11 protein-coding genes are annotated in these 10,661 nt (G+C 58.9%); 9 read left to right on the top strand and 2 right to left on the bottom strand.

All coding sequences use genetic code 11. The features are described from left to right. Nucleotides 1-273: 273 nt before the first annotated feature. Together B1722_RS20695 and B1722_RS20690 are read right to left on the bottom strand one after the other, a co-directional pair. Nucleotides 274-1,494, bottom strand: a complete 1,221-nt coding sequence (locus B1722_RS20695) for a CaiB/BaiF CoA-transferase family protein (RefSeq protein WP_041074712.1) — start codon at nucleotides 1,492-1,494, stop codon at nucleotides 274-276. A 13-nt stretch (nucleotides 1,495-1,507) separates the two neighbouring features. Continuing rightward, the gene (locus tag B1722_RS20690) at nucleotides 1,508-2,689 is read right to left on the bottom strand and encodes an acyl-CoA dehydrogenase (RefSeq protein WP_003220420.1); all 1,182 of its coding nucleotides are present in this window, start codon (nucleotides 2,687-2,689) and stop codon (nucleotides 1,508-1,510) included. 157 nt (nucleotides 2,690-2,846) lie between these two features. On the opposite strand from B1722_RS20690, the gene B1722_RS20685 reads away from it, so the two are divergent. The 9 genes from B1722_RS20685 to B1722_RS20645 all read left to right on the top strand — a co-directional run bounded on the left by B1722_RS20685 (nucleotide 2,847) and on the right by B1722_RS20645 (nucleotide 10,646). Beyond that, entirely contained in the window at nucleotides 2,847-3,746 is a 900-nt protein-coding gene (locus tag B1722_RS20685) for a LysR family transcriptional regulator (RefSeq protein ID WP_041074774.1), read from the top strand. Nucleotides 3,747-4,180: 434 nt separating this feature from the next. Then, nucleotides 4,181-5,302 carry a Re/Si-specific NAD(P)(+) transhydrogenase subunit alpha gene (locus tag B1722_RS20680; protein ID WP_041074715.1) on the top strand — a complete coding sequence of 374 codons (1,122 nt, stop codon included), beginning with the start codon at nucleotides 4,181-4,183 and terminating at the stop codon, nucleotides 5,300-5,302. Nucleotides 5,303-5,317: 15 nt separating this feature from the next. After that, nucleotides 5,318-5,638 carry an NAD(P) transhydrogenase subunit alpha gene (locus B1722_RS20675; protein WP_003220416.1) on the top strand — a complete coding sequence of 107 codons (321 nt, stop codon included), beginning with the start codon at nucleotides 5,318-5,320 and terminating at the stop codon, nucleotides 5,636-5,638. Further along, the gene (locus B1722_RS20670) at nucleotides 5,638-7,071 is read left to right on the top strand and encodes an NAD(P)(+) transhydrogenase (Re/Si-specific) subunit beta (RefSeq protein ID WP_086794131.1); all 1,434 of its coding nucleotides are present in this window, start codon (nucleotides 5,638-5,640) and stop codon (nucleotides 7,069-7,071) included. The genes B1722_RS20675 and B1722_RS20670 overlap by 1 nt, the downstream gene beginning before the upstream one ends. A gap of 214 nt (nucleotides 7,072-7,285) precedes the next feature. Continuing rightward, entirely contained in the window at nucleotides 7,286-8,779 is a 1,494-nt protein-coding gene (locus B1722_RS20665; protein ID WP_086794129.1) for an acetyl-CoA hydrolase/transferase family protein, read from the top strand. Between the two features lie 320 nt (nucleotides 8,780-9,099). Further along, entirely contained in the window at nucleotides 9,100-9,315 is a 216-nt protein-coding gene (locus B1722_RS20660; RefSeq protein ID WP_003220409.1) for a DUF1127 domain-containing protein, read from the top strand. A gap of 254 nt (nucleotides 9,316-9,569) precedes the next feature. Further along, the gene (locus tag B1722_RS20655; RefSeq protein WP_086794127.1) at nucleotides 9,570-9,779 is read left to right on the top strand and encodes a DUF1127 domain-containing protein; all 210 of its coding nucleotides are present in this window, start codon (nucleotides 9,570-9,572) and stop codon (nucleotides 9,777-9,779) included. 133 nt (nucleotides 9,780-9,912) lie between these two features. Then, a complete protein-coding gene (locus B1722_RS20650) occupies nucleotides 9,913-10,230 on the top strand; it encodes a DUF2388 domain-containing protein (protein WP_086794125.1) in 318 nt (105 codons plus the stop codon). Between the two features lie 107 nt (nucleotides 10,231-10,337). Further along, complete coding sequence (locus B1722_RS20645; RefSeq protein ID WP_041074725.1) at nucleotides 10,338-10,646, top strand: DUF2388 domain-containing protein; 309 nt, start codon at nucleotides 10,338-10,340, stop codon at nucleotides 10,644-10,646. Nucleotides 10,647-10,661: the final 15 nt, after the last annotated feature.

The following is a 10,661-nucleotide window of genomic DNA, read 5'->3' as shown; positions in this document are numbered from 1 at the left end:
AACCGTCAAAAGAGCCAAACATCACCGCCCTTTCAACTCCTTCCAAGCTTCGATGAACTGAAGCAAGCCGCTGTCGAAAACCGCGTAACTCATTGAATCTCAAGGAGTTTTCCGTTTCGACTGCGCCGGAAGTGGGGCGAATTATAGACCTCCAGAATCTGCCGTCAACCGTTAATTTCAGTTTTCTTTCAACAACTTACAGATCGGTTAAAAAACGCACAAATCCACCTATATATAAGCAGGAAACAGCCTTCTTCTATATAGAAGCGATACTCAAAGCACTCCATCAGCCTTGAGTGCCTCTACCGCGCCAGCGCCCAGACCCAACACCCGCTGCAAAACCTCCAACGTATGCTCGCCCAATAAAGGAGGCGCGCGACGGTATTCGACAGGCGTTTGCGACAGCCGGATCGGACTCGCCACCTGCGGGACCATTCCTGCCAGGGCATGCGGCAGCTCTATCGCCAACCCACGTGCTTTCACCTGCGGATCGTCAAACACCTGGGACAGATCATTGATCGGCCCACACGGCACGCCCGCCTGCTCCAACTGCGCCACCCATTCGGCGGTGGTCTTGAATACCGTTGCCTGACGAATCAGCGGAATCAACACCGCGCGGTTAGCCACCCGCAGCTTATTAGTCGCGAAACGCGGATCGTCCGCCCACTGCGGCTGCCCAGCCACCTCGGCGAACTTGCGGAACTGGCCGTCATTGCCAACGGTAAGAATGAAATCACCATCAGCCGTGGGGAAGTCCTGATAAGGCACGATGTTCGGATGCGCATTGCCCAGACGCTTGGGCGCATTGCCCGTAGTCAGGTAATTCATCGCCTGATTGGCCAGACAGGCGACCTGCACATCCAGCAAAGCCATATCGATGTGTTGCCCGCCACCATCGTGATCACGATGAGCCAGCGCTGCCAGAATCGCCACGGTCGAATACAAACCAGTAAGGATGTCCGTCAGCGCCACACCCACCTTCACCGGCCCGGCGCCTTCATCACCTTCAGGGCGACCGGTCAGGCTCATCAGCCCGCCCAGCCCCTGGATCATGAAGTCATAACCGGCGCGCTTGGCATACGGCCCGGTTTGACCGAAGCCGGTGATCGAGCAATAGATCAGGTCCGGATTGATCGCCTTCAGCGATTCGTAGTCCAGCCCATAGGCGGCCAGCCCCCCGACCTTGAAGTTCTCGATGAGAATGTCCGACTTCGCCGCCAGCTCCCGCACGAGGCTCTGACCTTCAGGCCGAGTGAAGTCGATCGTCACCGATTGCTTGTTGCGGTTGGCCGACAAGTAGTAAGCCGCCTCGCTGGTATTTTCCCCGTATGCGTCCTTGAGGAAGGGCGGCCCCCAGGCGCGCGTGTCATCGCCATTGCCTGGGCGCTCGACCTTGATCACCTCGGCGCCAAGGTCAGCAAGTATCTGCCCGGCCCACGGCCCGGCCAGCACGCGCGATAAATCCAGTACCCGCAGATGCGACAGCGCGCCCATGGTCGCTCTCCTGTTAATAGAACGCCTGCAGACCGGTTTGCGCGCGCCCCAGGATCAGCGCGTGAACGTCGTGAGTACCTTCATAGGTATTCACCACTTCCAGGTTGACCAGGTGACGGGCCACACCGAACTCGTCGGAAATACCGTTGCCCCCCAACATGTCACGGGCCATCCGGGCAATATCCAGCGACTTGCCGCAGGAGTTGCGCTTCATGATCGAGGTGATTTCGACCGCCGCAGTACCTTCATCCTTCATGCGCCCCAGACGCAGGCAACCTTGCAGTGCCAAGGTGATCTCGGTCTGCATGTCGGCCAGCTTCTTCTGGATCAGCTGAGTCGCGGCCAATGGACGACCGAACTGCTGACGATCAAGGGTGTACTGGCGAGCGGTGTGCCAGCAGAATTCGGCAGCGCCCAACGCGCCCCAGGAGATGCCGTAGCGCGCCGAGTTGAGGCAAGTGAACGGACCTTTCAAACCACGCACGTCGGGGAAGATGTTCTCTTCCGGTACGAAAACGTTGTCCATGACAATTTCGCCGGTGATTGATGCGCGCAGGCCAACCTTGCCGTGAATCGCCGGTGCGCTCAGGCCCTTCCAGCCTTTCTCCAGGACAAAGCCACGGATGTCGCCGGCATCGTCTTTGGCCCAGACTACAAATACGTCGGCGATCGGGCTGTTGGTGATCCACATCTTGGCGCCGGTCAGGCTGTAACCGCCGTCGACTTTGCGCGCACGGGTGATCATCGCACCCGGATCGGAACCGTGGTTGGGTTCGGTCAGACCGAAGCAGCCGATCCATTCGCCGGACGCCAGTTTCGGCAGGTATTTCTGTTTCTGCGCTTCAGTGCCGAATTCGTTGATTGGCACCATCACCAGCGAGGACTGTACGCTCATCATCGAACGGTAGCCGGAGTCGACGCGCTCCACTTCACGTGCAATCAGACCGTAGCTGACGTAGTTCAAACCGCTGCCACCGTATTGCTCAGGGATCGTCGCGCCGAGCAGGCCGACTTCGCCCATTTCGCGAAAGATCGCCGGGTCGGTTTTCTCATGGCGGAACGCTTCGAGGACACGTGGCGCCAGGCTTTGCTGAGCAAACTGGGCGGCAGTGTCGCGAATCATGCGCTCTTCTTCGGTGAGCTGTTGATCCAGCAGCAGGGGATCGATCCAGTTGAAGCTAGCTTTACCGCCCATGAGTGTGTCCTCGTAAATCGGTGAATTAACGTGGCATTGATCCTAGGCCCGGTTCGCCAGCGCGGCAAACGAGGATTTCGCATCCTGTTGTGCTAATTTCTCACTCCGAAACGTCGCTGAATGCCTTTTAAGCGGCGCATTAGTGAGGTTGACGTACATGCGCAGGAAGATTCCCAGCACCACAGCCCTGATCAGCTTCGAGGCCGCCGCTCGCCACGAAAGCTTTACCAAGGCCGCCGAAGAACTTTCCCTCACCCAAGGCGCCATTTGCCGACAGATTGCCAGCCTTGAGGAGTTCCTCAGTGTGGAACTGTTCCGACGCTCGCGACGCGGTGTGAAGCTGACGGAAGCGGGGCTGTCCTACAGCCGTCGGGTGGCCACGCAACTCGATGCCGTCGAGCGCGACACGCTCTCGGTCATGGGCCAACAGGGCACCAACGTGATCGAACTGGCAGTGGTGCCCACTTTCGGCACGCAATGGCTGCTGCCGCGGCTCAAGGATTTCCAGCTCAAGCACCCGGAAGTGACGGTTAACCTGACCAACCGCACCCGTCCGTTCCTGTTTGCCGACACCGATTTCGACGCAGCGATCTACTTCGGAGACGCCGATTGGTCGGGTACCGAGTCCCACAGACTGATGGGCGAAAATCCGATGCCAGTGTGCAGCCCAGCCCTACTCGGCAATAGAACGCATCTGACGGCTGACGAGATCGCCGAGCTGCCGTTGCTGCAACAAACCACTCGCCCTTATGCCTGGCGCCAATGGTTTAACTCACAGCAGTTGAACATCCCCCGCGACATGACAGGCCCACGCTACGAGCTATTCTCCATGCTGGCCCAGGCGGCCATGCACGACATGGGGATCGCACTGATTCCGCCGTTCCTGATTCAACGCGAACTGGCCGAGAAACGCTTGGTGATCGCCAACCCGGATGCACTCTCCAGCATCAAGGCGTATTACCTGATGATTCCGGAGCGCAAGGTCGAATCGGCTTCACTCAAGGCATTTCGCGATTGGCTGGTCAATCAGGCAAACAGCTACAGCCTAGAAGGATAAAGGCTTACAACAATTACTAACCCGGTAGTCAGGAAATTCAAAGCCCTACAGATATAAGTATTTGTCGCAAAATCGCAGACTGTATCCGAAAGTCGTACAGACGTCCCACAAGCGCCTGTGGACGTGGCTTTGAGCCTCTATTGGCGACTCATTACGTCCTATTCACGCCGCCGATGAGAATTTTTTTCAGATTCAGCCAGAATCCTTGCAAGGCACGGCCTGCAAGGGATTCAACTGGCCATCTGCGACATTCGGTCACGGGATGACTTGTAGTTAATTTTCCGTCACCCGTCATAATCCCTTGAAGGGCATAAAGTTCGCCTGCAAAATGCCGCGCCCCGCCCTGATTTGGCGGGATCGTGCTGATCGGCCGCCCCAGTCGCACCATCCGCAGTGCCTGGGTTTACTCAATAAGATCACGCAGGAGATTTGACGTGCACATTGGTGTTCCTCTCGAAACCCAGACCGGTGAAACACGGGTTGCTGCAACCCCGGAAACCATTAAAAAGCTGATCAGCCAAGGTCATAAGGTCACTGTGCAAACCGGCGCTGGCGTCAAAGCCAGCGTTGTCGACAGTGCCTATGAAGCGGCGGGCGCAACCATTGGCAGTGCCAGCGATGCGTTCGGTGCCGAGCTGATTCTCAAAGTAGTCGCCCCCAGCGACACCGAACTGGCGCTGATCAAGCGCGGCACGGTGCTGGTTGGCATGCTCAACCCCTTCAATAACGAAACCATCGCCAAGATGGCCGAGTGCGGGATTACTGCGTTCGCCCTCGAAGCGGCGCCGCGCACCTCTCGCGCACAGAGTCTCGATGTGCTGTCGTCGCAGGCGAACATTGCCGGCTACAAGGCTGTATTGCTGGCCGCGCACTACTATCCGCGCTTCATGCCGATGCTGATGACCGCTGCGGGTACCGTGAAAGCGGCGCGTGTGCTGATTCTGGGTGCCGGCGTGGCCGGGCTGCAGGCGATTGCCACGGCGAAACGTCTGGGCGCGGTGATTGAAGCGTCTGATGTGCGTCCGGCGGTGAAGGAACAGATCGAATCCCTCGGCGCCAAGTTCGTTGACGTCCCTTACGAAACTGACGAAGAGCGCGAATGCGCGGTCGGTGTCGGCGGTTACGCGCGGCCAATGCCGGCAAGCTGGATGCAGCGTCAGGCCCAGGCTGTGCACGAGCGCGCCAAGCAGGCCGACATCGTCATCACCACCGCACTGATCCCGGGCCGCAAGGCGCCGACACTGTTGAGCGCAGACACCGTGGCGCAGATGAAACCTGGCTCGGTGGTCATCGACCTCGCGGCAGCCCAGGGCGGCAACTGCCCGCTGACTGTCGCCGATCAAGTGGTGGTCGAGAACGGCGTGACCATCGTCGGCCCGACCAACCTCGCCGGTGAAGTCGCCGCAGATGCTTCGGCGCTGTACGCCCGCAACCTGCTGGACTTCCTCAAGCTGGTGTTCACCAAAGAAGGCCAGTTCGACGTCAACCTCGAAGACGACATCGTCGCCGCGTGCCTGATGTGCCGCGACGGCCAAGTCATCCGCAAAAACGCCTAAGCAGGGATTCAGACGATGGAAGAGCTTATCTCCCCCGGTATCTACAACCTGATCATCTTCGTGCTGGCGATTTATGTCGGTTACCACGTGGTCTGGAACGTTACACCTGCGCTGCACACGCCACTGATGGCGGTGACCAACGCCATTTCGGCGATTGTGATCGTCGGCGCCATGCTCGCTGCTGCGCTGACCGTCACGCCGCTGGGCAAGACCATGGGCACCCTCGCGGTGGCACTGGCTGCGGTCAATGTGTTCGGTGGCTTCCTGGTTACCCGCCGCATGCTTGAGATGTTCAAGAAGAAAGCCCCGAAAGCAAAAGAAGAGGCGCCGAAGTAATGAGCATGAATCTCGTCACGACGCTCTACCTGATCGCGTCGATCTGCTTCATCCAGGCCCTCAAAGGCCTCTCGCACCCGACCACCTCGCGGCGCGGCAATCTGTTCGGCATGCTCGGCATGGCGCTGGCCATTCTCACCACCATCGGCCTCATCTATAAGCTGGGTGCCGAGCTGGCGACTGCCGGTATCGGCTACGTGATCGTCGGCCTGCTGATCGGCGGCACCGCCGGCTCGATCATGGCCAAACGCGTCGAAATGACCAAGATGCCGGAGCTGGTCGCCTTCATGCACAGCATGATCGGTCTGGCGGCGGTGTTCATCGCAATTGCTGCGGTGGTTGAGCCGCAATCGCTGGGCATCGTCAAGCAACTCGGTGATTCGATCCCGGCGGGTAATCGTCTGGAACTGTTCCTCGGTGCGGCGATCGGTGCGATCACCTTCTCCGGTTCGGTGATCGCCTTCGGCAAGCTGTCGGGCAAGTACAAGTTCCGCCTGTTTCAGGGTGCACCGGTACAGTTCAGCGGTCAGCACAAGCTGAACGCGGTTCTGGGCCTGGCAACGCTGGTGCTCGGCGTAACCTTCATGCTCACCGGTAACCTCGCCGCGTTCGCGCTGATGCTGGCGCTGGCGTTCGTGATGGGCGTGCTGATCATCATCCCGATCGGCGGTGCCGACATGCCGGTGGTGGTGTCGATGCTCAACAGCTATTCGGGCTGGGCTGCAGCGGGTATCGGCTTCTCGCTGAACAACTCGATGCTGATCATCGCCGGCTCGCTGGTGGGTTCGAGCGGCGCAATCCTCTCGTACATCATGTGCAAGGCGATGAACCGTTCCTTCTTTAATGTACTGCTCGGTGGTTTCGGCAATACGGCCGACGCAGGACCCGCCGGTGCGAAAGAAGCCCGTCCGGTGAAATCCGGTTCGGCGGATGACGCGACCTTCCTGCTGACCAACGCCGACACCGTGATCATCGTCCCGGGCTACGGCCTGGCGGTGGCCCGCGCGCAGCATGCGTTGAAAGAGCTGACCGAGAAGCTGACCCACCGTGGCGTAACCGTGAAATACGCGATCCACCCGGTGGCCGGTCGCATGCCTGGGCACATGAACGTCCTGCTCGCCGAGGCCGAAGTGCCTTACGACCAGGTGTTCGAGATGGAAGACATCAACTCCGAGTTCGGCCAAGCCGACGTGGTGCTGGTGCTCGGCGCCAACGACGTGGTCAACCCGGCCGCCAAGAACGATCCGAAATCGCCGATTGCCGGCATGCCGATTCTCGAAGCGTTCAAGGCCAAGACCATCATCGTCAACAAGCGCTCGATGGCCAGCGGCTATGCCGGTCTGGACAACGAACTGTTCTACCTGGACAAAACCATGATGGTCTTCGGCGACGCGAAAAAAGTCATCGAAGACATGGTCAAAGCGGTCGAATAATCCTCCGCAGTAGCACCGGACGCCCCGACTTATCGGGGCGTTTTCGTTTGCGCAAAGCGTCGGACAATTTGCCGCGTTGTTGCAGATCCGGTAACGGTGTTTTACTTCAAACCCGCTAAATAGACGCCTCGTTTGCGACCTTGGTAGCGGGACAGGCGCCCGCGAAATTCACTAGACTGCGCATCCTGATACTCGCTTCCCGAGAAAATAATCCATGTACCGTGACCGTATTCGCCTGCCTTCGTTGTTGGATAAAGTGATGAGCGCCGCCGACGCCGCCGCGCTGATTGAAGACGGTATGACCGTCGGCATGAGCGGCTTCACCCGCGCCGGCGAAGCCAAAGCCGTCCCTCACGCATTGGCCGAGCGAGCCAAGGTCACGCCGCTGAAGATCAGCCTGATGACCGGCGCCAGCCTGGGCAACGACCTCGACAAACAGCTGACCGAGGCCGGCGTGCTGTCGCGACGCATGCCATTTCAGGTCGACAGCACCTTGCGCAAGGCAATCAACGCCGGCGAAGTGATGTTCATCGACCAGCACCTGTCGGAAACCGTCGAGCAACTGCGCAACCAGCAACTGAAGCTGCCGGACATCGCCGTGATCGAAGCCGTGGCCATCACCGAGCAGGGCCACATCGTGCCGACCACTTCGGTGGGCAACTCGGCCAGCTTCGCGATTTTTGCCAAACAGGTAATTGTCGAGATCAACCTGGCGCACAACGCCAACCTCGAAGGCCTGCATGACATCTATATCCCGACCTACCGCCCGACGCGCACGCCGATCCCGCTCGTAAAAGTCGACGATCGCATCGGCAGCACCGCGATCCCGATCCCGCCGGAAAAAATCGTCGCCATCGTCATCACCCAGCAAGCAGATTCGCCGTCCACGGTGTCGACCCCGGATGTCGACACCAACGCCATTGCCGAACACCTGATCACCTTCTTCAAACAGGAAGTCGATGCCGGGCGCATGACCAACAAGCTTGGCCCATTGCAGGCCGGGATCGGCAACATTGCCAACGCGGTAATGTGCGGTCTGATCGATTCGCCGTTCGAAGACCTGACCATGTATTCCGAAGTACTGCAGGACTCGACCTTCGACCTGATCGACGCCGGCAAGCTGAGCTTCGCTTCGGGCAGCTCGATCACGTTGTCGGAGCGGCGCAACAGCGACGTGTTCGGCAATCTGGAGAAGTACAAGGACAAACTGGTGCTGCGCCCGCAAGAGATCTCCAATCACCCGGAAGTGGTGCGTCGTCTGGGCATCATCGGCATCAACACCGCGCTGGAGTTCGACATCTACGGTAACGTCAACTCTACCCACGTCTGCGGTACGCGGATGATGAACGGCATTGGTGGCTCGGGCGACTTCGCGCGCAACGCACACCTCGCGGTGTTCGTGACCAAGTCGATCGCCAAGGGCGGGGCGATTTCCAGCGTGGTGCCGATGGTCAGCCACGTTGACCACACCGAGCATGACGTCGACATCCTGGTGACCGAAGTCGGTCTGGCCGACCTGCGCGGCCTGGCCCCGCGCGAGCGTGCCCGGGCGATCATCGATAACTGCGTGCACCCCGATTACCGTAAGGCGCTGAATGACTACTTCACCGCCGCCTGCGCCATCGGCGGTCATACCCCGCACATCCTGCGCGAAGCTTTGAGCTGGCACATGAACCTGGAAGAAACCGGTCGCATGCTCGCGGTGTAATTCGTACAGTCAAACCGCTGATGCAAACACAGTTTGTGTCAGCGGTTTTTTAATCCTTCGCACTCGACAAAAACTGTACTGCTGTACTGGTTGTTTCCTACGACTTTTGCCTACTCCCTCCCTCCACTTGAGCAAAAACGCACCACAAAAGTGCGGACAGGTACAGTTTGCTCAATTTTGACCCATACACCACCTATAAACAGTTAACTGGTCACTCACAATACAGTTGAACTGTATCTAGAGAGACTAGGCAAACGAGAGGATCATGGGCACCAGTTAAACCACTACCTGATCCCGCCACAAGCGGAAGGATGTCAACCATGGAACGTACACTCAGTTCCGAACTGTTCTTCGAAGACAAAGCTGCAAAAACCCAGGCTTCCCTGCCTCTGCGCGTTATCGCCAACCTGATGTTGTGGCAGCGCCGCATTTCCAGCCGCCACCAACTGGCTCGTCTGGATTCGCGTCTGCTGGCTGACGCCGGTATCAGCGAAGCACAACGCTACGAAGAGCTGAGCAAGCCGTTCTGGCGCTAAGTAGCGTCGCTGGCTCTGGTCGTTAGACCCACCGCCAGCAACCCGAATTGAACACACAAGACCCGTCGCGGGAAACCGCGACGGGTCTTGTCGTTTCAGGGTTCGAAAGGCCCGTACAGCAGGTTGTTCAAAGAACAGGTACAGTTCTAAATAATCAAAATCTGAACCAGTACAATTCTTCATCGGTGTATCTGCCGGCAAAACTGCATCGGGCGCAGCCTGTCCTTAACCCTCCTCGGCTTAAGGAAAATGCCATGAAAGACTTACAGGATGTTTCGACATCGTCGATTCAACCCCTCGTTCACTCGCACCTGCTGCTGCGCCTGGCTCGTAGCCTGTGGCAGGGATTGGAGCGCGCCAGGACGCGGCGTCTGTTGGCCCAGCTGGGGCAGCGCGACCTCGCGGATCTGGGTCTGAGCCACGCCGATCGGCTCAACGAGCTGGAGAAACCCTTCTGGCGCTAGCATTCTGCCCACTGTCCGAACCTTGCGCGCAGGCCTAATATCCATGCCAGAACGTGGCGAATCTTCCGTAACCCGCGTCTGAGTCTCAGACACAAGCCACCTCTCAATACGGTTTACTATCAGGAGATACACCATGTCCCGTCTTCGCCTGCTCAGCGCTGCCGCCTTGCTGGCCGTGGCTGCCAACGCCAGCGCCTCGAGCTTCATCGTCACCACCGACGCCGTGGTTGGCGCGCTGAAGTCCTCGTCGGACGCCACGTCCGACGTCAGCTCTTCGCTGCGTGACAACAAGGTCGTGATCGCCGCGCGTGATGACGCAGCCAGCTTCGTCGCCAGCGAAGGCCAGATCCGAAGCGTCAAACTGGAAAGTGCCCTGGACCTGATCCGCCATCAGGCACCACAACTCAACGCGACCGACTTCCAACTGGCGCAAGCCATTCTGGCGATCTGATCGGACGTTGCCAGACGGGGCACGCCAGTCGTGTCCCGATGTTTCGCCACTGGCTCTGGCCCGGGCATTACGCTAGCCTTGAGATTCGCTAGCCGTTATCGAGTCCCATGCGTTTTCTGACCAACCTGCTTATTCCCTGTGCCTTGTTCAGCGCCTGCTGGGCGACCTCGGTCGATGCCTTTGATGTCTCCACGCAAAATACTGTGGTGACGGTCTGGGCCACCGGAATGGTGTCTTCCGCGCCATTCGACCGTAAACTGATCATCGCCGCTCATGATGACGCGGCGGCGTTTGTTGCCAGTGACGGTGAATTGCGCGGCGCGCAGCTCGAATCCGCCCTGCATTACTTGCGCAAATCCCGACCGAAACTTCATGTCAGCGACCTTGAACTGGCACAGGCAATTCTCGTCCAATAGTTATCTCAGTCCTTC

The organism is Pseudomonas sp. SCPG-7 (assembly GCF_002156405.1).
GTDB lineage: Bacteria > Pseudomonadota > Gammaproteobacteria > Pseudomonadales > Pseudomonadaceae > Aquipseudomonas > Aquipseudomonas parakoreensis.
The sequence above is the reverse complement of the archived record's forward strand: the minus strand, read 5'-3'. Positions and strand labels throughout refer to the sequence as shown.